Origin of the sequence: Streptomyces sp. NPDC058001, from assembly GCF_042886315.1 — a bacterium.
GTDB lineage: Bacteria > Actinomycetota > Actinomycetes > Streptomycetales > Streptomycetaceae > Streptomyces.
Map to the genome: position 1 here is coordinate 547463 of NZ_JBHVQT010000006.1, position 21534 is coordinate 568996.

A 21534-nucleotide genomic window follows, 5' to 3' on the forward strand; every position below is an offset into this window, starting at 1 on the left:
GGCCTTGGCCGACCGGTCCACCGCACCCCTACCGTCAGAGCATGCGGATCCGAATCGTCGACGCCTTCACCGACCGCCCGTTCGCCGGCAATCCGGCCGGGGTCCTACTCCTCGACGCCCCAGGGAGTCCGGCCACTTCCGGTCCTCAACCCCGGGACACCAACGGCTCGTTCCCCGACGACGCCTGGCTCCAGCGTGTGGCGACAGAGGTCAACCACGCCGAGACCGCCTTCGCCCACCCCCTCCCCCCAGGCTCCGAAGCCGACTGGGCGTTGCGGTGGTTCACGCCCGTCACCGAGGTCGATCTGTGTGGTCACGCCACCCTCGCCGCCGCGCATGTCCTGCGGTCGACGGGGGCGGTGAGCGGTCCGGTGCGGTTCGCCACCCGTAGCGGTGTCCTCGTGGCCGAGCCGCACGACGACGGCGCCATCACACTGGACTTCCCGACCGCGCCGCTCACCGAGGTCGCCGTACCGGACCGATTGGCCGAAGCCCTGGGCGCCGTACCGCTGTCGGCGCACGACACAGGGCCGCAGCTCGGGGATCTGCTGGTCGAGCTGGCGGACGAGAAGGCCGTACGGGGGCTCGCACCCGATATCGCCGCCCTGGTGCGGCACTCCGAGCGCGGGATCATCGCGACGGCCCGCGCGGACGACCCGTCCGGCGGCTACGACTTCGTGTCGCGTGGCTTCTTCCCGCGCGTCGGCATCGCCGAGGACCCCGTGACAGGCAGCGCGCACACGGCCCTGGCACCCTTCTGGTCGCGGCGCCTCGGCCGGGCCGCACTGACCGGACTCCAGGCGTCCGCCCGCTCCGGCCTCGTCCGTACCCGGCTGAACGGCGACCGCACCCTGCTCACGGGCCACGCGGTCACCGTCATCGACGGCGAGTTGCTGGCGTAGCGCTCAGCCATTACTCAAGAAGTAATCAAGAAGTACTCAAGGAATGTTCAAGGAGTACTCAAGGAGCGCTGAATGGCTGGGGTGTCACGGCGTCGGTAGCCAATCCACCTTGCCCGCGAGCAGCGCGTACCCCACGAACGCCCCGATGTCGAGCAGTGCGTGAGCGACGACCAGCGGTCCGACGCGGCCCCAGCGCCGGTAGAGATAGACGAAGACCACCCCCATCGCGACATTGCCGAGGAAGCCACCGATGCCCTGGTAGAGGTGGTACGAGCCACGCAGCACCGAACTGGCGACGAGCGCCGTGCCCGGACTCCAGCCCAACTGCCCGAGTCTGCGCAGCAGATAGCCGACAACGATGACTTCCTCCAGGACGGAGTTCTGCACCGCCGAGAGGATCAGTACCGGATACTTCCACCACACGTCGGGCAGCGCCTCGGGTACCACGGTGAGGTTGAACCCCAGGGCCCGTACCGCGAGGTAGAACCCGATCCCGGTGCTGCCGATCACCGCCGCGACCACGGCACCGCGCCCCAGGTCCGGCCAGGGTCTGGTCCGGTCGAAGCCGATCGTCCGCAGTCCGGCGCCCTCCCGCATCAGCAGGTGCGCCACCAGGGCCACCGGGACGAGCGCGCTCGCGATCCCGAACAGTTGCCATGCGAGGTCGAGCCACGGCCGGCCGGGCGCCGCCGACGCGTTGAGTGTGGCCGCCTGATCCTTCAGACCCCCCGGTTTGGTGACCGATCCGACAAAGCTGATCAGTGCGGCTACTCCGCTCGCACCGAGCGACAGTCCCAGAACGATCAGCGTCTCGTTCCGCAGAATCCGTCGCGACAGCGGCCTACTCGGAAAGGATTCGGCCACCGGCCCCTCCTCCGCCTGCACTCCTGCCTCCAGTTGACTATTCACGCCTCACACACATCCTCGCCCCGCTAGGGTCTCGAATGCAGGTACGAAGATCGCGTGCGGGGGGCCGGGAGAGGCGGACACCGATGGACATACCTCCCCTCTCCCCCGCGTACCGCTCAAGAGCTGATCACGGAGGGGCACCACCGCCATGGGACGTCACAGCTTGCCCGATGGATCGGAAACGGGCGTAATCGAGCCACGTCCGGGGGCCCGTCGTCGCACCGTCGCCATCGCCACGGTGCTCGTGGTCATCGTCGCCGCAGGTGCCGCGACCGCCGTCCGTACCGGCCTCCTCTCCAGCGATTCATGCCGCTCCCGAGCCGTCCCTCTCACCGTCGCGGCCTCCCCCGACATCGCTCCCGCCCTGCGGGCCGCGGCCGGCCTCGCCCGCGACAAGGAGATCACGTCGGACGGCCACTGTCTGGACGTACAGGTCACGGCACGGGACGCGTACAAGATCGCGGACTCCCTGCGGGCGGGCCGGGACGCCGCCGGATTCGACGTCTGGGTGCCCGACTCGGACCTGTGGGTGCGGCAGGTCACGGCCGAGGGCAGGGGCAAGGGCACACCGGTGACGGCGGCGGGGAACATCGCCTCGTCGCCGGTCGGTGTCGCCATGGTGCCGTCGGCCGCGAAGTCGCTCGGGTGGCCCGACAAGACGTACTCGTGGGCGGAGTTGGCGGGCGCGGCGATGACCGGCGACAAATTGCGCCTCGGTACGGCCGACCCCGCGCGCAGCGCCACCGGACTGCTCGCCCTGACCAAGCTCGGGGCCTCCACGAAGGCGTCGGGCACGAAGGGCGGGACGGAAGGCGGGGCGGAAGGCGAGACGCAGGCCGCGGCGATGGCGAAGGCGCTCTCCGAACGGACGTCGGACAGCGACACCCAGGTCCTGGACACCCTCGCCCGCGGCTCGTCCGGCACCGAGGAGGGCAATCCGCGCCGCAATCAGGCGCTGATCCTCTCCGAGCAGGCGTCGTACGCCCACAACGACGCCGGCGACACCGGCGACGGCCTGGACCTCTTCTACCCTAAGGACGGATCGCCCCAGCTCGACTACCCGTTCACGCTGATCGACGCCTCACGCCTGACGACCGACAAGTCCCGCGCCGCGATCCGCTTCATGACCCTGCTCGGCGAGGACGACGGGCTCCGCATCCTGGAGGAGCACGGGTTCCGCACCAAGGCCGACACCCCGACCAAGGCCCTGGTGAAGGGCGCGGGCGGCCTGTCCCCGCAGCCGTACGAGGATCCGGCGGCCGAGCAGGTCTCGGACCGGGACGTCCAGGAAACCCTCGGAATGTGGACGATCACCGTCCAGAGCGCCCGCATCACGACCGTCGTGGACACCTCGGCGTCGATGACCGAACTGGTGCCGGGCCGCGACCAGTCCCGGATGGAGGTCACCAAGGCGTCCCTGCTCCAAGCGCTCGCGACGTTCACGCCCAACGACGAGATCGGGCTCTGGGAGTTCTCGACCCTGCTCGACGGCGACCGCGACTACCGCGAGCTGGTGCCGACCGCGCGGCTCGGCGACCGCAAGGGCGGCGGTACGCAGCGCGACCGGCTGTCGGCGGCGTTCGGCGCGCTCCAGCCCGTACCGGGCGGGGCGACCGGTCTCTACGACACGACACTGGCGGCCTACAAGAAGGCCGTCTCGTCTTTCGTGAACGGCAAGTTCAACGCCCTGGTGGTGCTCACGGACGGGGTCAACCAGGACCCGGGCAGTGTCTCCCGCTCCTCCCTGATCAAGAAGCTGACCGAACTCACCGACCCGGAGCGCCCGGTTCCGCTCATCGCCATCGCCGTCGGACCCGATGCGGACAAGAAGGAGGTCGAGCAGATCGCGGCGGCGACCGGTGGATCGGGCCACCAGGTCAGCGACCCGGCGGACATCCACTCGGTCATCCTGAAGGCGATCGTCGCGGCCGGCACCCAAAGCTGATCCGACGCCGGCCACATACTGACCCAACCCCGGCCCAACCCCGGCCCAACGCCGGCCCAACGCCGACCGGACGCCAACCCCATGCTGACCCAACGCCGACTCCCGGTCACCCCAGAGGCATCGCCGGTTGCGGCAACCCCACCGGCCACATGTGCACCGGATCCCCGGCGTGCATCAGCTCGGCGTACCGGCGCGTGGTGGCGGCGAGCGCCGCGTCCCGCTCCAGACCGTTCTCCAGCGCCCGGTGGAAGGTGGCGGCCTGCCACGCGGCGCCGTTCATCCGCAGCGCGCACCGCTCCTCGATCACCCCGAGATAGAAGTCCCGGTCGGCGGGCTCGACACCCCACGCGTCCAGCCCGGCCGCGGCCAACGGCAGCAACTCGTCCCGTACGAGCTGGACCGCGGGCACCTTCGCGGTACCGCCGTGCCGTACCCGCCGCGGCCACTCCAGCTCGGCGTCGATGCCGTACCGGCACGCGGCGTCGAAGTTGGCCGCCGCCGCCTCGAAGGGCAACCGGGACCACACGGGCCGGGAGTCCTCGGCGAGGGCCCGTACGACGCCGTAGTAGAACGCGGCGTTGGCGACGACGTCCGTGACGGTCGGCCCGGCGGGCAGCACCCGGTTCTCGACCCGCAGATGCGGTACGCCGTCCGCGATGCCGTAGACCGGGCGGTTCCAGCGGTAGACGGTGCCGTTGTGCAGGACGAGTTCGGCGAGGGTCGGTACCCCGCCCTCGTCGAGCACGGCCGTCGGGTCCTCCTCGTCGCAGATGGGCAGCAGCGGCGGGAAGTACCGCAGATTCTCCTCGAACAGATCGTGCGCGGAATCGATCCAGCGCTCTCCGAACCAGGTGCGGGGCCGCACGCCCTGCGCCTGGAGTTCGGGCGGACGCGTGTCGGTGGACTGCTGGAAGAGCGGCGGACGCGACTCACGCCACAGCTCATGTCCGAACAGGAACGGCGAGTTGGCACCAAGTGCCACCTGTACGGCGGCCACCGCCTGCGCCGCGTTCCACACATCCGCGAACCGGGCCGGCGTCACCTGGAGATGCAACTGCACGGAGGTACAGGCGGCTTCCGGCGCGATGGACGCGGAGGTGCAGCTCAGCCGCTCGACGCCGTCGATGTCGAGCGCGAAGTCCTCGCCCCGCGCGGCGACGATCTGGTCGTTGAGCAGCGTGTACCGGTCGACCGCTGAGAGATTCGCCGAGACCAGATCGCGCTGGGCGAGGGTCGGCAGAATACCGATCATCACGATTCCCGCGTCGACCTCGTTCGCTTTCCGGTGCGCGTACGCGAGTCCGGTGCGCAGTTCCTCGGCGAGCCGGTCGAGAACCCGGCCGCCGAGCCGGTGCGGGGCGATATTCACTTCGAGATTGAACATCGCGAGTTCGGTCTGGAAATCATGGCTCGCGATCCGCTCAAGTACTTGCGCATTCATCATTCTCGGCAGACCGTCCGGCCCGGCGAGATTCAGCTCGATCTCCAGTCCCATCAGGTTCTTGGGCCGGTCGAAGCGCTCCTCCTCCAACAGCCTCCCGAGCCCCGACAGACACTGCCGGAGCTTCCTGCGGTACTGCTGCCGATCGGACAGGTCGAACGCGCCTGCCACGACCTTCTCCCCCATCGAAGCATCCCTCCTCGAATGGGCAGCCCGGCATCCCGGCCGCTGTGTCACCCGGTGATGATGCCCAGGCAATGTGATCGATAACGCCACCGTAGGCCATCGGGGGACGCTACTGTGGGGGCGGTCACACCGGGGCACATTCACCGGGCAATGGCCACTGCACGGTTTTGCCCTGCGGAACCCTGGCGAAATATGCCGACGAGAATCAGCCGTCCGCTGCGGAAAGTCGCCCGAGGTCACAGCGTCGGGTGCGCGGAGAATCGTCAGAAAACCCTCATTTCGGCGACCGAAATACGCCTTGCTCATTAGGTCGCGGAGAGCTAGCGGAAACACTGTACGAACACGTGTCGTATAAACTTCGCTGGCGAGACCGGGAGTTCGTGCCCGCGGTCATGACCGTCTTGTCCCCCGTCATGTCCCCGCCCCTCTCCGGTCCCGAGAGCTGACAGCGTCGTCCGCACTTGCCCCGTGTTCCGCCTGCCTGTTTCCGCCTGCCTGTGGATGAGAGGCGACCCACCATGCCGCTGCATGTCCCACCTGCTCCCGCGCCTGCCCTGCGCAGCGTTCTCGCGGCACTCGGTTCCCCCACGGCTGTCCGTGAGGCCCGAACCCCGTCCCTGCGGTCCGCCCAGGGACCCGTCACCGCCGAAGTCCCGCTACCCGTACACGTACTGGACCGTCTGGGGTCCGGCGGCCCGTCGCCCACACGGCTCGCGGGCTGGCGCTTCCTGATCCGCCACGGCGGCCAGTCCGTGGCGGCGGCCGACACCACCCTGACACCGGACGGCTGGGCGTTCTCGCACTTCTTCGAGGGCCCCTACATCGCCTCGACGGAGAAGGCACTCGGCCAGGCGGAGAGCCTCAAGTCGTCCTACCAGGCACGCCTGTTGTCGGTCCCCGAGCTGTACATGCTCACGCTGTGGCTGCACGGCGACTGCGCGGCCGACGGCGCCGAAGGACGCCCCGCGCCGACCGATCTGCTCGTCCCGCTGGCACCGGCACCGCCCGGCATCGCGGCCCACCGCCCGCATCACGTCGCCGAACTGCTGCCCGTCCTCGGTCTACGGCTGACGCCCGCACCGCTCCTGAGTTCGCCCGCCTGACGAGAACCGCACGGCCGAGCCCGGTCCCTGGCACACTGTGCCGGGGCCGGGCTCGTTCGCGTACGCCGACCTCGACGGTCCCGACCTCGACGGCACCCGGCTTCGACGGCACCCGGCGTCGACGACCCGCGATGACTAGCCCGGTTCGGCCACTGCGAACCCCCCGAAGGGACAGTGCGGTTGGCTGAACCGTCCGCACGGGTGATACGTCTCTAAGCAGTAAGAACCGCTGCCACGAAATCCCTGCGGAATCACGCCCGTAGGGCAACACTGGGACCGGACCGAAGATACGGGGGGCGGCCATGACCAATGCATCGAGCCGCAGGACACACATCAATCCGCAGCGAAAGAACCCTTCCATGTGCCAGCACCAGCCACTGTGCCCGTCAGCAGATTCCGCCGACCGTGAGGCCGCGCTCCATGTCGCGCACCATCCCGAACAGGGCTGGAGCCTCCTGTGCAACGGCGTCCTGCTCTTCGAGGACACCGGTGAGCTGCTGCCGAACGGCCAGGTCATCGCCCCGCACCGCCCGTTGGGGCTGGGCGCCGACGAGATCATGACCGCCGCCTGACCGTCACACACAGGCACAACACGTCAGCACAGCGCAGACACGACATACGGGCACGACGCACGGCTACAACACAACACGCAGCACGCACCGCGCACAGACAGCCCGGTGACGAACGAACAGGGGCCGCTCCGGAATCCACACCCGGACCGGCCCCGACGCATGTCCCCCGCGCGCGGGACGACGCCCCGCGCGCGAGCCACGCTCAGTCCTCGTAGGCGTCCAACGGCGGGCAGGAGCACACAAGGTTACGGTCCCCGTACGCCTGGTCGATCCGGCGGACCGGCGGCCAGTACTTGTCGGCGGGCGAGACTCCCGCCGGGAAAACGGCCTCCTCGCGCGCGTAGGCGTGCTCCCAGTCGCCGGACAGGGCCCGCGCGGTGTGCGGCGCGTTGCGCAGGGGGTTGTCCTCGGCGGGCCAGGCCCCGGAGCCGACCTTCTCGATCTCCGCGCGGATCGCGATCATCGCGTCGCAGAACCGGTCAAGTTCACCCAGGTCCTCGCTCTCGGTCGGCTCGATCATCAGCGTGCCGGCGACCGGGAACGACATCGTCGGCGCGTGGAATCCGTAGTCGATGAGCCGCTTGGCGACATCGTCGACGCTGACTCCGGTCGCCTTGGTCAGCGGGCGCAGATCGATGATGCACTCGTGCGCGACGAGCCCGCCGGGACCGGTGTAGAGCACCGGGTAGTGCGGTTCGAGGCGCTTGGCCACGTAGTTCGCGGACAGCACGGCGACCTGGGTGGCCCGCTTCAGTCCCTCACCGCCCATGAGCCGCACGTATGCCCACGAGATCGGCAGGATGCCCGCCGAGCCCCAGGGAGCGGCCGAGATCGGTCCGACGCCCGTCTCGGGCCCGGCGGCGGGCTGGAGCGGGTGGTTCGGCAGATACGGCGCGAGGTGGGCGCGGACGCCGACGGGACCGACGCCGGGGCCGCCGCCGCCGTGCGGGATGCAGAACGTCTTGTGCAGGTTGAGGTGCGAGACATCGCCGCCGAAGTGGCCCGGCTTGGCAAGGCCCACAAGGGCGTTGAGGTTTGCGCCGTCGACGTAGACCTGACCGCCGGCGTCGTGCACGGCGGCGCAGATGTCGGCGACATGCTCCTCGAACACACCGTGCGTGGACGGGTAGGTGATCATCAGTACGGCGAGTTCCTCGCGGTACTGCTCGATCTTGGCCCGCAGGTCGTCCACGTCGATCTCACCGTCGTCGGCGGTCCTCACGACGACGACCTTCATCCCGGCCATGACCGCGCTCGCTGCGTTCGTGCCGTGCGCGGAGGACGGGATCAGGCAGATCGTGCGCCGGTCGTCGCCGTTGGCGCGGTGGTACCCCCGCACGGCGAGCAGTCCCGCGAGTTCGCCCTGCGAACCGGCATTGGGCTGGAGGGACACCTTGTCGTACCCGGTGACCTCGGCGAGCCGCTCCTCCAGCTCACGGATGAGCGTGAGATAGCCCTGCGCCTGCTCGGCGGGCGCGAAGGGGTGCATCTGGCCGAACTCCGGCCAGGTGACCGGCTCCATCTCCGTGGTCGCGTTGAGCTTCATGGTGCAGGAGCCCAGCGGGATCATGCCGCGGTCGAGCGCGTAGTCCCGGTCGGCGAGCCGGCGCAGATAGCGCAGCATCGCCGTCTCGGAGTGGTACTGGTGGAAGACGGGGTGTGTGAGGTAGTCGTCGGTGCGCAGCAGTTCGTCCGGGAGCGCGTCGGCGGCACTCGCGTCGAGTGCGTCGATGTCGGCCTCGGCGCCGAACGCGGTCCATACGGCGCCCAGTTGGGCCCGGTTGGTGGTCTCGTCGCAGGCGATGCCGATGTGGTCGGCGTCCACGAGCCGGAGGTTGACGCCGTCCTCGCGCGCGGCGGCGACGATCCGCGCGGCCTCGCCGGGCACCCGGGCGGTCAGGGTGTCGAAGTAGGCGCCGTGCACGATCTCGACGCCGGCGGCCTTCAGCCCTTCGGCGAGGAGTGTGGCGTAGCGGTGGGTGCGGCGGGCGATCGTCCGCAGCCCGTCGGGACCGTGGTAGACGGCGTACATTCCGGCCATCACGGCGAGCAGCACCTGAGCGGTGCAGATGTTACTGGTGGCCTTCTCGCGGCGGATGTGCTGCTCACGGGTCTGGAGCGCGAGCCGGTACGCCTGGTTGCCGTCACGGTCCACCGAGACGCCGACGAGACGGCCGGGCAGGCTGCGGGCGAACTTCTCGCGGACCGCCATGTATCCGGCGTGCGGCCCGCCGAAGCCCATCGGGACGCCGAACCGCTGGGTGGTGCCGACGGCGATGTCGGCGCCCAGCTCGCCGGGCGAGGTCAGCAGGGTGAGCGCGAGCAGATCGGCGGCGACGGTGACGACCGCCCCGAGTTCATGGGCCTGCTCGATGACGGTCCGCAGCTCGCGTACGGCACCGGAGGCACCCGGGTACTGGAGCAGGACGCCGACGACTCCGCGCTCGGCGATCGCGGTGGGGATCCCGGACGACAGGTCGTCCACGACGACCTCGACCCCGGTCGGTTCGGCCCGGGTGCGGATCACGGCGACGGTCTGCGGCAGGGTGTCGGCGTCGACCAGGAAGACACCGTCCTTGACCTTGCCCATCCGCCGGGACAGCGCCATCGCCTCGGCGGCGGCCGTGCCCTCGTCCAGGAGCGAGGCACCGGAGGTCGGCAGTCCGGTCAGCTCCGCGACCATGGTCTGGAAGTTCAACAGCGCTTCGAGGCGCCCCTGCGAGATCTCCGGCTGGTACGGCGTGTACGCGGTGTACCAGGCCGGGTTCTCCATGACGTTGCGCAGTACGACCGGCGGCGTGAAGGTGCCGTAGTAGCCGAGGCCGATCATGGAACCCAGAACATCGTTCCGGTCCGCCAGGGCGCGCAGTTCGGTGAGGACCTCGGCCTCCGTGCGGGCGCCGGGCAGGTCCAGGGCCTCGGCGCTCCTGATCACTTCCGGTACCGCGGTCGCCGTCAGTTCGTCCAGCGAGCCGTACCCGACCTGCGCGAGCATCTTGGCGCGGGCCTCGGCGTCGGGCCCGATATGACGCCGTTCAAACGGAATGCCCTGTTCGAGTCGGGAAAGCGGAATGCGGTGGGCGTTCATGGCGGGGGCCTCCTGGTCTCACGCGACCTTCGTGGGGCACCACGGCAGCGGTGCCCGGACGGCCTCCCCCTCTGTCATCTCAACCTGAGAGCTTCACCGGCTCGCCCGGGGGCGCGCCGGCTTTCACCGTCGGTGAGGTCGGGGGCTTGCGACTCCCGCCCTGCTTTCCAGAGTGACCTCACCCGTGCGGTACTGGGGCCTGAGAGATTCCGGGGAGGATTTGCTCCTTCGGCGCTCCCGGTCGCTACCGGGAAGCTCTCCCGCACAGGGTCAACAGCCGTTTGCCAGCCTACCAGCGAGGCCCCCGCACGAAGCTTCGAGTGGCCGCCTGCCGCAATGTGCTCTTTCGTAGTCTTTACGAGGGCTTAGGGATGAGTTGCGATCAGTTGGAGGGCCCGTGCAGACCGACATCGATCCGCGCAACCTGATCGGCCGCAAGGCGTTCGACCGCACCGGCACGAAGATCGGCACGATCGACGAGGTCTATCTCGACGACGCGACCGGCGTCCCGGAGTGGGCGGCCATAAGGACAGGGTTGTTCAGCCGTGACGCCTTTGTGCCATTGGAGCCCAGTGAGCTGGTGGAAGGCACCCTGCGCGTCCCCTTCGACCGGGCCCTGATCAAGGACGCCCCCGATTTCGGCGTCGGCCGGCATCTCTCCCCCGAGCAGGAGCTTCAGCTCTACCACCACTACGGCCTGGACATCGCGGCCCCCGGATCCGCGCCGCCACCCGACCGGGACTTCGGTCATATCGCCGGATCCGGGGAGGAGCCACCGGAGGGCGGCCCGGCGGTCCGCTGAGCCGAACGGGGTTGCGTGGGCGAGGGTTCCGCAGACACAGGTTCTGTGGACTCAGTGGTTACCGGTGACCGCTCCTCCGCCACCGCCGACACCACCGAAACCGGATCCGCGGGCTCCAGATCCGGGTCGTCCGTACGGAAGGTCCGTACGCGCCCGGGAGCCGAGTCCGGCGTCTCGAACCGGACCGTCACCCTGCCCACCCCGCTGCCCTGGACCCATCCCTGCCCGTAGGTGGCGTGCAGCACGTCGTGCCCGGCCGCCCAGCGCCGTTCGGCCCTGGGCTCGGCACCCGTTTCCGAACCGGGCGGGGCGAGCGCGTCACCGCCCGCCGGGTGGGCCGTCGCGTCGCCGGCCGATTCCTCGCCCGGCCCACCCTCGTCATGGGCCGACGGGTGCTCCGCGACCGATTCCGACACGGTGGCGGACGCTGCGGCGGACGCGGCGGCGGCCTGCGCGAACAGATCCTCCTGTGTGTAGTCGGCGAGCCCGCTGACCCCGACCCCGAGCAGCCGTACGCCTCCGGTGGTGTCCACGGACTCCAGGAGCCGCCCTGCCGCCTCCCGGACCACCGCGGGGTCGTCGGTGGGCCCGCGCAGCGTCTCGGACCGGGTGAGCGTCGAGAAGTCGTATCTGCGGACCTTGAGCACGACGGTCCGCCCCGAGTGCCCGGCGGCCCGCAGCCGCTGGACGCACCGGTCGGCGAGTCGCTGCACCTCCAGGCGCACCCGCACGCGGTCGTGGATGTCGACGTCGTAGGTGTCCTCGACGGACACCGATTTCGTCTCCCGCTCGGCGACGACGGGCCGCTCGTCCCGCGCGTGCGCCATCGCGTACAGCGCGGTCCCATGGGCCTTGCCGAGCAGCCGTACCAGTTCGTCCTCGCCCGCCTCGGCCATCTCCCCGACCGTGGTGATCCCGGCGCGCCGCAGATGGTCCCCGGTGGCGGGCCCGACGCCGGGCAGGGTGCGTACGGACATGGGGGCCAGCAGGGCGCGCTCGGTGCCGGGCTCTATCAGCACCAGGCCGTCCGGCTTGGCCTCTTCCGAGCCGATCTTCGCGAGCATCTTGGACGCGGCGAGCCCCACGGATCCGGTCAGTCCGGTCACCGCCCTGATGTCCGCGCGCAGCCGCTCCCCCGTGGTCTGCGCGGACACCGCGTCCCAGGCGGTCCCACCGGCCTCCAGATCGACGAACGCCTCATCGAGGCTGAGGGGCTCCACCAGCGGCGACAGCTCCCGCAGCAGCCCCATCACCCGCTCGCTGATCTCGCGGTAGAAGGCGAAGCGGGGGACGAGATACGCGGCGTTCGGCGCGAGTCTGCGGGCCTGGGCCATGGGCATGGCGGAGTGCACTCCGAAGCGCCGTGCCTCGTAGGAGGCGGTGGCCACCACACCGCGCGGCCCCAGGCCGCCCACCACCACCGCTTTTCCGCGCAGGCTGGGCTTGGCCGCCTGCTCCGCCGAGGCGTAGAAGGCATCCATGTCCAGATGCAGGATGGTGGGCTCGCTTCTCACATCTCCGATGCTGCCCTACGCCACTGACAATGCCCTGGCGAAGCGCCACCGCCGGGGCGCCGACCGCCGCTCAGGACCCCGTTCCGCACAGCTCGGGGCCCTTTCCGTACACCTCCGGACCCCGTTCCGCACCGCTCGGAGCCCGGCCGACCGCTCAGACCGCCCGGTGACGCCGCCGTGCCAGCTCATCGGCCGGGTTGTTGCCGACCAGCGTCTCTCCGGTGTCGACCCGCTCGCCGTGCAGCTGCGACAGCGCGCTCTCGACGTCCCGCCACACCACGCCGACGGCGATTCCGAAGACGCCCTGGCCGCCCTGGAGCAGGTCGTGGACCTCGTCGGGCGAGGTGCACTCGTAGACCGTCGCGCCATCGCTCATCAGCGTCATGCGTTCCAGATCCGTGAAACCGCGCTCCCGCAGGTGCCGGACGGTGGTCCGGATGTTCTGGAGCGAGACACCGGTGTCCAGGAACCGCTTCACGACCTTGAGGACGACGACGTCCCGGAAGCTGTAGAGGCGCTGTGTCCCTGAGCCGTAGGCGGCCCGCACACTCGGCTCGACCAGGCCCGTACGGGCCCAGTAATCGAGCTGGCGGTAGGTGATGCCCGCTGCCGCGCAGGCCGTGGGGCCCCGGTAGCCGACCTGTTCGGACGGCGCGCCGCCGTCCATCGACACAGCCGAAGGCCGGGTCGGAACTCGACCGGCCTGACCGCTGTGGAGCGCGTACGGGCCGCCTTCCCCCGAGCTCAATCCGGGGGCACCCCCAGCCGTACCGTCGCCGCTGCTTCTCACGCCGACCTCCGTCCTTGACCTGCCTTCTCGAAGGTAGGCAGTCACTCGGGGTGCGTCAACGATCGCCACACTCGCCACGCCGAGTGATAATCACCCTACGAGTGGTTTCCCGTATCCCACCGCGGGGAAAGGCTAGCCGAATGGCGTGAAGGCCGCCGTCCAGTTTCTCACTGGCTGTTGGTGCCGAAGTCCTCGGGAGAGATCTGGTCGAGGAACTCGCGGAACTTCTCGACCTCGTCCTCCTGCTCGTCCGGGATGGCGATCCCGGCGTCGTCGAGCACACCGTCACTGCCGTAGATCGGCGTACCGGTCCGCAGGGCCAGCGCTATGGCGTCGGAGGGGCGTGCGCTCACCTCGACCCCGCTCGCGAACACCAGCTCGGCGTAGAAAACGCCTTCCCGCAGATCGGTGATGCGCACTTCGGTCAGCTCCTGCCCGACGGCCTCCAGCACGTCCTTGAACAGGTCGTGGGTCAGCGGTCGCGCGGGGGCCATGCCCTGCTGCGCGAAGGCGATGGCAGTCGCCTCCCCCGGCCCGATCCAGATGGGGAGGTAACGGTCGCCTCCCACTTCTCGCAGGAGCACGATCGGTTGGTTGGAGGGCATTTCGACCCGGACACCTACGACGTCGAGCTCGTTCACACAGCAACCCTAGGCCGTGCCCGGCACCTTTGGGTAGTCGGGCACCCCATGGGCGGGCAATGGAAGCGGCGCCCCGGCGGGCTCCCCAGGGCCTGTGATCAGGGCAGTCGGACGCCGAGGGCGGTCTGTACCAGGGCCGAGTGCAGCCGTACGGTCAGCTCGGCCAGTTCCTTGGTGCGGGCTTCGGCGTGTGCCCTGGTCTGCGGGTTGCGGTGCCGCCGCAGCGGTGCCACGACCTGGTCCACGAGGCCGGCCTCACGCTCCGCCGACGCCTTCATCGCGCGCAGATGCCGTGGTTCGATCCCGAACCTGCCCAGTTCCACCACGAGCGTGGCGACGGTGACCGCCTCCGCGTCGTATCCGCCCTCCGGCAAGGGGGCGAGCAGGCCGTAGGACTCCCATTCGGCGAGTTCCGCCTCGTCGATCCCGGCGGCGGCGAGCAGCTCGTCGCGGCCCACGCGCGCGACAGTCGGGGCGTCGAAGGCACCCGGACGCTGTCCGTCCGCCGTGTCGCGCTGCCGTCCCAGGGATGGCAGCTGTACGGCCTCACCGCGCTCCAAGGCTTCCAGATACTCCCGGATCACCTTGAGGGGCAGGTAATGGTCGCGCTGCATCCTGAGGACGTGACCGAGCCGCTCGACGTCCTCGGTGCTGAACTTGCGATACCCGGAGGGTGTGCGCTGGGGCTCGATGAGCCCCTCGGACTCCAGGAAACGGATCTTGGAGATCGTCACCTCGGGAAACTCGTCCCGCAGCGTGCTCAGCACGGTGCCGATGCTCATCAGCCGACCGTCCGTGGCGGCGGTGCCGTGGCCCGCACCGCCGCTCGGTGTGTGAAGCATGTACCTTCCCGGGGGTCAGATGCCCCGCTGGCTCGCGTAGAAGACCAGTCGGTACTTGCCGATCTGGACCTCGTCGCCGTTCGACAGCGGGACCGCGTCGATCCGCTCTCGGTTGACATATGTGCCGTTGAGGCTGCCGACGTCCGACACCGTGAACGAGCCGTCGGGGCCGCGCCGGAACTCCACATGCCGCCGGGACACGGTCACGTCGTCCAGGAAGATGTCGCTCTGCGGGTGCCGGCCGGCCGTGGTCAGCTCCCCGTCGAGCAGGAAGCGGCTGCCGGAGTTGGGACCCCGGCGGACGACGAGCAGCGCCGAACCGAGCGGCAGCGCGTCGACGGCGGCCTGGGCCTCCGGCGACAGCGACGGCGTCATGGTCTGGCCGGTGACCTCGGCGTCGTACGCCTCAAGGCCCGAGATGGAGATCGTCGAGGTCGTCTCGGACGGACGCTCCGGCGCCGCGCCGCGCAGCGGCGCACCGCAGTTCGAGCAGAAACGGCTTGCTTCCGCGTTTCGGTTCCCGCACCTCGTACACACCAAGGCCATGGATGGACCCTCCTGCCGCGGCTGCCCCTGGGGGGCATGGGACGCGTACGGGTCGGGGGCAAACCCTCCACCCGTACTTGAGGTTGACGGTTCCCCGAAACCTATGCGGCCGGATGCGGCAGGGTCAACAGAGGACGCGCCCTGTCCGCCCGAAATGTCGCTACCCGGTGCAGCGACCTGATCACGGAACAGCGGACGGTCGCCCGACTGCCCCTCTGCGTCTCCATGGCGAGGAGCACGATGCCGGGCGGAGGCACTGCCGCCGTCCTCGCGTGAACTCTTGCCGAACAACTTCGCAAACAACTTCACGGGCGATTCCCCTTGACCGAAACAGACCCGCCCGTGGGGCAGGACGAACCCTGACTGCACACACCTGCCGACCCGGACATCTTCACAACGTCCGTACCCACCGGACAGTTTCCACCACGCACCCCTCTTCCGGTGCGCCGACCCCCCGCAACCTCATGCCCTCGCCGGGTGGCCACCATGCACCTCCGGTTCACCGGGAGGACGACCGAGCGTAGTCAGGCTGCTTCGCCGGTCGCAAGGCGTCAACAATGATCTTCTCCGAGCGGGTCAGTGTGACCGTGGCCTGCTCCTTCTCCAAAGTCTGCACCACTCCGCCCGGGATGTTGAGTGCCGGTTCCAGGTCCTGTGGCTTGCCGATCACCTTGAAACTGTACGGCTGGCTGATCTTCCGGCCGTCGACACTCACCCCACCGCCGTCGCCGTCCGTGAGATAGGTCCCGGCGACCACCCGTACGTCGTTGACCTGGATCGCCTCGGCTCCCGCCGCGCGCAGTTCCTGGATCGCGTCGAGCAGCATGTGCGCCTTGACCGTCCCCTCCGTGTCGCTGATGGTCATCGTGATGCCCGGCCCCTGGGCTGCCACGGTGCCCGCCAGGATGCCGAGTTGTTTCTCCCGCTCGATCGTCTGTTTACGTGCTTCCTCGGCCCGGTCGGAGCTGTTCTCCAGCTCGGTGCGCTGATCTTCCAGACGCTGCTTCTCATCCTCAAGACGTTGCGTACGGTCATCCAGTTCATCGAGGATGCGCACCAGATCTTCCTGCCGGGCTCCGCGCAGCGCGCTGTTGTCGCTCGTGGACGCGACCTGGATCGCGAGCCCGAAGCCCAGACCGGCGAGGAGCAGCGCCACGATGAGCTGCGCACGGCTGAACCGCGGCGGCCACAGCCCCTTCACCAGCCGCTGTCTGCCGGACAGCCTGGGTGGTCCCGGCTGCTCGGCCACGCCGTCACCGGGCGCGGAATCGTCCGCCCCGCGCGCGGGGTCGTCGGTTTCGCGGGAGGGCTCCACCGGAACCTCGGGGGGCAGTTCCCTGCGCAGGTGCGGCTCGGGCGTCTCGTCCGTACCCATCGGCTCCGTACCCATCGGCCTCACGCTCGGAACACATGCCGCCGGATCGCGGCAGCGTTGGAGAAGATACGGATACCGAGTACGACGACCACACCGGTGGACAGTTGGGCGCCTACGCCCAACTCGTCACCCAGGAACACGATCAGGGCCGCCACGACGACATTGGACAGGAACGACACCACGAAGACCTTGTCGTCGAAGATCCCGTCGAGCATCGCCCGCAGCCCTCCGAACACGGCGTCCAGCGCCGCGACCACGGCGATCGGAAGGTACGGCTCGACGACCGCGGGAACTTCAGGCTGGACCAGAATTCCGACCACGACTCCCACGACGAGGCCCAGTACGGCGATCACGATGTGCCCTTCTCTGCTCTCGGCTCTGCTGTTCGTACGATCACGCTCGGTGCGGCAGGCAGCTGGAGATCGTCCTGAGCGGAAATCCCGGTCCTGATGCCGAAGTTCTCCTGGAGGGCATGCAGATACTGGCCGTCGGCGCTGTTCTGGAACCGTGTGCTCAGCCGCTGCCCGTCCCCCACCGCGAGCACCGTGTACGGGGGCACGAGGGGCCGGTTGTCGACCAGTATCGCGTCGCCCGCGGCGCGGATCGCGGACAGGGCGGTCAGCCGCTGTCCGTTGATGGAGATCGCCTCGGCGCCGGACTGCCAGAGTCCGTTGACGACGCGTTGCATGTCGCGGTCGCGCAGCCGACCGGTGTCGGAGAAGCCGGCGCTCTCCCGCGGTCCACCGCCGCCCTGGTCGGCGGATTTCGCGTCGTCCACGGTGAGTTTGACTCCCGGACCCTGCACGGCACTCGCTCCGGAGAGGATGCCCATCAGGTCGACCTGGGCGCCGCCGTCCCTCTTGAGAGCTTCACGCTGCCGGGCACCGACGTCGTCACGCAGGGTGTCGACGTTCTTCTCCAGCTTGTCGGCCGCCGCGGTCTCCCGGTCGATGCGGTCGATCAGTTCCTCGCGCTCCTTGGCGACGACCGGCGCCGCCACACGCGCCTGAGCGGCCCCCACGGTCACCACCAGGGCCGCGAGGACGAGTCCTGCCGCGAGGCCCAGCTTCGAGCGCAGCGTGCGCGGCAGGCCGGTCGCCCCCTGCGCCTTCTTCCTGGCCGCCGCTTCCGCGTACCCCTCGTCGAGGCTGTGGTCCATGACGTTGGTGAGCAGCGACATGGAGGCGTCCAGGCGCGGAAGGCGCGACGACGGGTTCCTCCGAACGGGGGGCTGCTGCGGCATGCCGCACATCGTCGCACGTTGGCGCCGTTACCTCCGAATGGCCCCACCCACGTGCCGGACAACGCCCACGCGGGGCGCTGTCCGGCACGACACACTGATCCCTTTCGGGTGATACGAGGTGTCGACTTCGGGCGGTACGACGGATCAGCGGCCGGCGCTGTCCACGACCGCCGACCACTCGTCCAGGAGCGCCTGCGCGGACGTGTCGTCCGGGCCCTCGGCCCAGAGGTGGGTCACGGCCTCCGCCGGGTCGGGCAGCACCAGCACCCAGCGACCGTCGCTCTCCACGACCCGCACACCGTCGGTGGTGTCGACAGACCGGTCGCCCGCCTCCTCCACAACCCGGCGCATCACGAGCCCCTTCACGGCCCATGGGGTCGCGAGGTCACGCTTGAGCACATGCGCGCGCGGGATGCGCGCGTCGATCTGGCTGAGCGTGAGCTGCGTACGCGCCACCAGACCGATCAGCCGTACGAAGGCGGCGGTGCCGTCGAAGACGCTGCTGAACTCCGGCACGATGAACCCACCGCGCCCGTCGCCACCGAAGATCGTCGAATCGTCACGCCCCACGCGCGTGAGGTCGTCGGGCGATGTGGTCGTCCACTCGACCTGAGTGCCGTGGTAGGCGGCCACCTGTTCGGCGATCCGTGTCGTCGTCACCGGCAGCGCGACCCGGCCACTGCGCCGCTCGGCCGCCACCAGGTCGAGCATGACGAGCAGCGCCCGGTCGTCCTCGATGATCCGCCCCTTCTCGTCGACCAGGGACAGCCGCTCGCCCACGGGGTCGAACCGCACACCGAACGCCGCGCGCGCGGAAGCCACGATCTCCCCGAGCCGCACCATCCCGGAACGGCGCGTCTCGGCCGTCTCGGTGGGCCGCGACTCATCGAGACCGGGGTTGATCGTCAGTGAGTCGACGCCGAGCTTGCCCAGCAGGCTGGGCAGGACGAGACCGGCACTGCCGTTGGACGCGTCCACGACGACCTTGAGCCCGGAATCCGCGATCCCGGTGGTGTCGACATTCCGCAGCAGCGACCCGGTGTACGAGTCGAAGACGCTGGACGGGAAGTGCAGGTCCCCGATCTCACCGGGGAACGCCCTGCGGTACTCCTGCCGCGCGAACACCCGGTCCAGCTTGCGCTGGCTGCCCTGCGACAGGTCGGCTCCCTCCCCGTCGAAGAACATGATGTCGACAGAGTCGGGCACACCGGGAGAGGTCCGGATCATGATGCCGCCGGCACTGCCCCGCGCGGTCTGCTGCCGGGCCACCGGCAGCGGTACGTTCTCCAGGTCGCGTACGTCGATGGCGCTGGCCTGGAGCGCGGAGATCACCGCCCGCTTCAGCGCACGCGCACCACGGGAGTGGTCACGGGCCGTTGTGACGGTCGACCCCTTCTTGAGGGTCGTCGCATAGGCCCCGGCCAGGCGTACGGCCAGCTCGGGCGTGATCTCGACGTTGAGGATCCCGGAGACTCCGCGCGCCCCGAAGAGATGGGCCTGGCCGCGAGACTCCCAGATGACGGAGGTGTTGACAAACGCGCCGGCCTCGATCGTCTTGAACGGGTAGACCCGCACATTGCCCTGAACAATCGATTCCTCACCGACCAGGCACTCATCGCCGATGATGGCGCCGTCCTCGATCCGCGCGGCCCGCATGATGTCGGTGTTCTTGCCGATCACGCAGCCGCGGAGGTTGCTGTGCTGGCCGATGTACACGTTGTCGTGGAGAACGGCCTTGTGCAGGAAGGCACCTGTCTTCACCACGACGTTCGAGCCGACGACGGTGTGCTCACGGATCTCCGCGTCCGCCTCGACCTTGGCGTAGTCCCCGATGTAGAGGGGCCCGCGCAGAACGGCGTCGGGATGAACCTCCGCGCCCTCGGCGACCCAGACACCCGGCGAGATCTCGAACCCGTCGATATCTACGTCGACCTTGCCTTCGAGTACGTCGGCCTGGGCCTTGACGTAGCTCTCGTGCGTGCCGACGTCCTCCCAGTACCCCTCGGCGATATAGCCGAAGACGGGCTTGCCTTCCTTCATCAACTGCGGGAAGACATCACCGGACCAGTCGACGGAGACATCGGCCTCGACGTAGTCGAAGACCTCGGGCTCCATCACATAGATGCCCGTGTTCACCGTGTCGGAGAAGACCTGACCCCACGTCGGCTTCTCCAGAAAGCGCTCTACCTTGCCCTCTTCGTCGACGATCGTGATGCCGAATTCCAGCGGATTGGGGACACGCGTCAAGCAGACCGTGACGAGCGCGCCTTTCTCCTTGTGGAAATTGATCAGCTCGGTGAGGTCGAAGTCGGTGAGCGCATCACCGGAGATGACCAGGAACGCGTCGTCCTTGAGGGCCTCTTCCGCGTTCTTCACACTCCCGGCGGTACCGAGTGGCTTCTCCTCGTTGGCATAGGTCAGCTCCATGCCGAGTTCTTCGCCGTCACCGAAGTAGTTCTTGACGAGTGACGCCAGGAACTGCACGGTCACGACGGTCTCAGTGAGCCCATGCCTTTTGAGCAGCCTCAGCACATGCTCCATGATCGGCCGATTGGCCACGGGCAGGAGCGGCTTGGGCATGCTTGAGGTCATCGGGCGAAGGCGTGTGCCTTCGCCTCCGGCCATCACGACGGCCTTCATGTCGGAAGCGTCCTCCTTGAAGAGACGACGGTCTAGCCGACTTCACCCGTCCAATTGTCCCGCACATATCAGCTGCGGGCCATCTAGCCGCTACGACCGCTCAATCGGCGGGCTCAATCGGCCGTGGCGTCCGCCCTGACAAGTCGGCGGACCTGAACCACGTAGAGGATCCCTGCCCACCAGTAGAGCGTTGTACCCCATCCTGCGAACGCCCATCCGAAAATAGCAGCGAGTGACGCGATCCAGCCACTCGCGTCACTGAGCAACAGCAGCGGGAAGGCATACATCAAGTTGAACGTCGCGGCCTTGCCGAGGAAGTTCACCTGGGGTGGCGGATAGCCGTGCCGGCGAAGGATACCCACCATCACCAGGAGCATCAGCTCACGCGCGAGCAGTACAGCCGTCAACCAGAGAGGAAGAATCTCTCGCCAGGTGAGACCGACGAGTGTTGACAGAATGTAGAGCCGATCGGCCGCGGGATCGAGAAGCCGGCCGAGGTTGCTGATCTGATTCCAGCGCCGCGCGAGCTTTCCGTCCAGGTAATCGCTGATGCCGCTCAACGCGAGGACGAGCAGGGCCCATCCGTCGCTCTTGGGACCACCGAACTCGGGCCGGAGGATCAACCACAGGAACAGCGGCACGCCGAGGAGACGCGCCATGCTGAGGATGTTGGGGATGGTGAGGACCCGGTCCGTCTGGACACGGGTCTCCTGGACCTCCACCCGGGGGCCTCCTGTGGGAAACGAGCCAACGATGCCCCCTGACCCTACCGTCAGCTTCGGGGCAGCCGTGCAGCGGGGCGGCCCGGAATGGGTCGGAATGGGTCTGGAATGGGTCCGTAAAACAAGAAAGCCCCCGCACCGAGGTGCGGGGGCTTTCCCATAAAGATAGTTCGGCGGCGTCCTACTCTCCCACAGGGTCCCCCCTGCAGTACCATCGGCGCTGTGAGGCTTAGCTTCCGGGTTCGGAATGTAACCGGGCGTTTCCCTCACGCT

At 68.9% G+C, this 21534-nt stretch carries 18 protein-coding genes, 1 rRNA gene and 1 riboswitch; of the genes, 5 read left to right on the plus strand and 14 right to left on the minus strand.

What is annotated here, in order from left to right; all coding sequences use genetic code 11:
• The first annotated feature begins 41 nt into the window (after positions 1-41).
• On the plus strand, positions 42-902 hold the full coding sequence (locus ACFVT5_RS18090; protein WP_389888071.1) for a PhzF family phenazine biosynthesis protein: 861 nt from the start codon (positions 42-44) through the stop codon (positions 900-902).
• A gap of 84 nt (positions 903-986) precedes the next feature.
• On the opposite strand, the gene ACFVT5_RS18095 is transcribed toward ACFVT5_RS18090, so the two are convergent.
• Positions 987-1787 (minus strand): CPBP family intramembrane glutamic endopeptidase, encoded by an 801-nt coding sequence (locus tag ACFVT5_RS18095; protein ID WP_389888214.1) that lies wholly within the window; start codon positions 1785-1787, stop codon positions 987-989.
• A gap of 172 nt (positions 1788-1959) precedes the next feature.
• On the opposite strand from ACFVT5_RS18095, the gene ACFVT5_RS18100 reads away from it, so the two are divergent.
• Positions 1960-3756 (plus strand): substrate-binding and VWA domain-containing protein, encoded by a 1797-nt coding sequence (locus ACFVT5_RS18100; RefSeq protein WP_389888074.1) that lies wholly within the window; start codon positions 1960-1962, stop codon positions 3754-3756.
• Between the two features lie 106 nt (positions 3757-3862).
• On the opposite strand, the gene ACFVT5_RS18105 is transcribed toward ACFVT5_RS18100, so the two are convergent.
• Positions 3863-5383 carry a glutamate-cysteine ligase family protein gene (locus tag ACFVT5_RS18105; RefSeq protein WP_389888076.1) on the minus strand — a complete coding sequence of 507 codons (1521 nt, stop codon included), beginning with the start codon at positions 5381-5383 and terminating at the stop codon, positions 3863-3865.
• Positions 5384-5901: 518 nt separating this feature from the next.
• On the opposite strand from ACFVT5_RS18105, the gene ACFVT5_RS18110 reads away from it, so the two are divergent.
• Both ACFVT5_RS18110 and ACFVT5_RS18115 read left to right on the plus strand, forming a co-directional pair.
• The gene (locus ACFVT5_RS18110; protein ID WP_389888079.1) at positions 5902-6486 is read left to right on the plus strand and encodes a hypothetical protein; all 585 of its coding nucleotides are present in this window, start codon (positions 5902-5904) and stop codon (positions 6484-6486) included.
• Positions 6487-6845: 359 nt separating this feature from the next.
• Positions 6846-7058: a DUF5999 family protein gene (locus tag ACFVT5_RS18115; protein ID WP_389888082.1), complete on the plus strand. Its 213-nt coding sequence runs from the start codon at positions 6846-6848 to the stop codon at positions 7056-7058.
• A gap of 202 nt (positions 7059-7260) precedes the next feature.
• Here the strand turns inward: ACFVT5_RS18115 and gcvP are convergent, their stop codons facing one another.
• Positions 7261-10146, minus strand: a complete 2886-nt coding sequence (gene gcvP, locus ACFVT5_RS18120) for an aminomethyl-transferring glycine dehydrogenase (RefSeq protein WP_389888085.1) — start codon at positions 10144-10146, stop codon at positions 7261-7263.
• Between the two features lie 177 nt (positions 10147-10323).
• Positions 10324-10419, minus strand: a riboswitch (glycine riboswitch).
• Between the two features lie 124 nt (positions 10420-10543).
• On the opposite strand from gcvP, the gene ACFVT5_RS18125 reads away from it, so the two are divergent.
• The gene (locus ACFVT5_RS18125; protein ID WP_389888088.1) at positions 10544-10948 is read left to right on the plus strand and encodes a PRC-barrel domain-containing protein; all 405 of its coding nucleotides are present in this window, start codon (positions 10544-10546) and stop codon (positions 10946-10948) included.
• Here ACFVT5_RS18125 and ACFVT5_RS18130 read toward each other — a convergent pair.
• The 11 genes from ACFVT5_RS18130 to rrf all read right to left on the minus strand — a co-directional run.
• A complete protein-coding gene (locus ACFVT5_RS18130) occupies positions 10894-12462 on the minus strand; it encodes a DNA polymerase IV (protein ID WP_389888091.1) in 1569 nt (522 codons plus the stop codon). The two genes, ACFVT5_RS18125 and ACFVT5_RS18130, sit on opposite strands and share 55 nt — an antisense overlap.
• Before the next feature lie 154 nt (positions 12463-12616).
• Positions 12617-13252: a MerR family transcriptional regulator gene (locus tag ACFVT5_RS18135; RefSeq protein WP_389888094.1), complete on the minus strand. Its 636-nt coding sequence runs from the start codon at positions 13250-13252 to the stop codon at positions 12617-12619.
• A gap of 167 nt (positions 13253-13419) precedes the next feature.
• Complete coding sequence (locus ACFVT5_RS18140) at positions 13420-13893, minus strand: bifunctional nuclease family protein (RefSeq protein ID WP_006123076.1); 474 nt, start codon at positions 13891-13893, stop codon at positions 13420-13422.
• A gap of 98 nt (positions 13894-13991) precedes the next feature.
• A complete protein-coding gene (locus ACFVT5_RS18145) occupies positions 13992-14735 on the minus strand; it encodes a MerR family transcriptional regulator (protein WP_389888097.1) in 744 nt (247 codons plus the stop codon).
• Positions 14736-14750: 15 nt separating this feature from the next.
• Complete coding sequence (locus ACFVT5_RS18150) at positions 14751-15698, minus strand: FHA domain-containing protein (protein ID WP_389888217.1); 948 nt, start codon at positions 15696-15698, stop codon at positions 14751-14753.
• 82 nt (positions 15699-15780) lie between these two features.
• The gene (locus ACFVT5_RS18155; RefSeq protein WP_389888100.1) at positions 15781-16671 is read right to left on the minus strand and encodes a DUF881 domain-containing protein; all 891 of its coding nucleotides are present in this window, start codon (positions 16669-16671) and stop codon (positions 15781-15783) included.
• Between the two features lie 5 nt (positions 16672-16676).
• On the minus strand, positions 16677-17009 hold the full coding sequence (locus ACFVT5_RS18160; protein WP_389888102.1) for a small basic family protein: 333 nt from the start codon (positions 17007-17009) through the stop codon (positions 16677-16679).
• Complete coding sequence (locus ACFVT5_RS18165; protein WP_389888105.1) at positions 17006-17908, minus strand: DUF881 domain-containing protein; 903 nt, start codon at positions 17906-17908, stop codon at positions 17006-17008. The genes ACFVT5_RS18160 and ACFVT5_RS18165 overlap by 4 nt, the downstream gene beginning before the upstream one ends.
• Positions 17909-18043: 135 nt before the next feature.
• Positions 18044-20539, minus strand: coding sequence for a sugar phosphate nucleotidyltransferase (locus ACFVT5_RS18170; RefSeq protein ID WP_389888108.1), 2496 nt, complete (start codon positions 20537-20539; stop codon positions 18044-18046).
• Positions 20540-20652: 113 nt separating this feature from the next.
• Complete coding sequence (locus tag ACFVT5_RS18175) at positions 20653-21261, minus strand: CDP-alcohol phosphatidyltransferase family protein (protein ID WP_389888111.1); 609 nt, start codon at positions 21259-21261, stop codon at positions 20653-20655.
• A 168-nt stretch (positions 21262-21429) separates the two neighbouring features.
• Positions 21430-21534: ribosomal RNA gene (gene rrf / locus ACFVT5_RS18180) — 5S ribosomal RNA — on the minus strand; the annotation flags it as partial.

Excerpts from the sequence above, each read along its gene's own strand:
- ACFVT5_RS18105 (WP_389888076.1), bottom strand. The coding sequence starts at position 5,383 with ATGGGGGAGAAGGTCGTGGCAGGCGCGTTCGACCTGTCCGATCGGCAG.
- gcvP (WP_389888085.1), bottom strand. The coding sequence starts at position 10,146 with ATGAACGCCCACCGCATTCCGCTTTCCCGACTCGAACAGGGCATTCCG.
- ACFVT5_RS18165 (WP_389888105.1), bottom strand. The coding sequence starts at position 17,908 with ATGTGCGGCATGCCGCAGCAGCCCCCCGTTCGGAGGAACCCGTCGTCG.
- ACFVT5_RS18110 (WP_389888079.1), top strand. The coding sequence starts at position 5,902 with ATGCCGCTGCATGTCCCACCTGCTCCCGCGCCTGCCCTGCGCAGCGTT.
- ACFVT5_RS18100 (WP_389888074.1), top strand. The coding sequence starts at position 1,960 with ATGGGACGTCACAGCTTGCCCGATGGATCGGAAACGGGCGTAATCGAG.
- ACFVT5_RS18090 (WP_389888071.1), top strand. The coding sequence starts at position 42 with ATGCGGATCCGAATCGTCGACGCCTTCACCGACCGCCCGTTCGCCGGC.
- ACFVT5_RS18145 (WP_389888097.1), bottom strand. The coding sequence starts at position 14,735 with ATGCTTCACACACCGAGCGGCGGTGCGGGCCACGGCACCGCCGCCACG.
- ACFVT5_RS18155 (WP_389888100.1), bottom strand. The coding sequence starts at position 16,671 with ATGGGTACGGAGCCGATGGGTACGGACGAGACGCCCGAGCCGCACCTG.
- ACFVT5_RS18115 (WP_389888082.1), top strand. The coding sequence starts at position 6,846 with ATGTGCCAGCACCAGCCACTGTGCCCGTCAGCAGATTCCGCCGACCGT.
- ACFVT5_RS18170 (WP_389888108.1), bottom strand. The coding sequence starts at position 20,539 with ATGAAGGCCGTCGTGATGGCCGGAGGCGAAGGCACACGCCTTCGCCCG.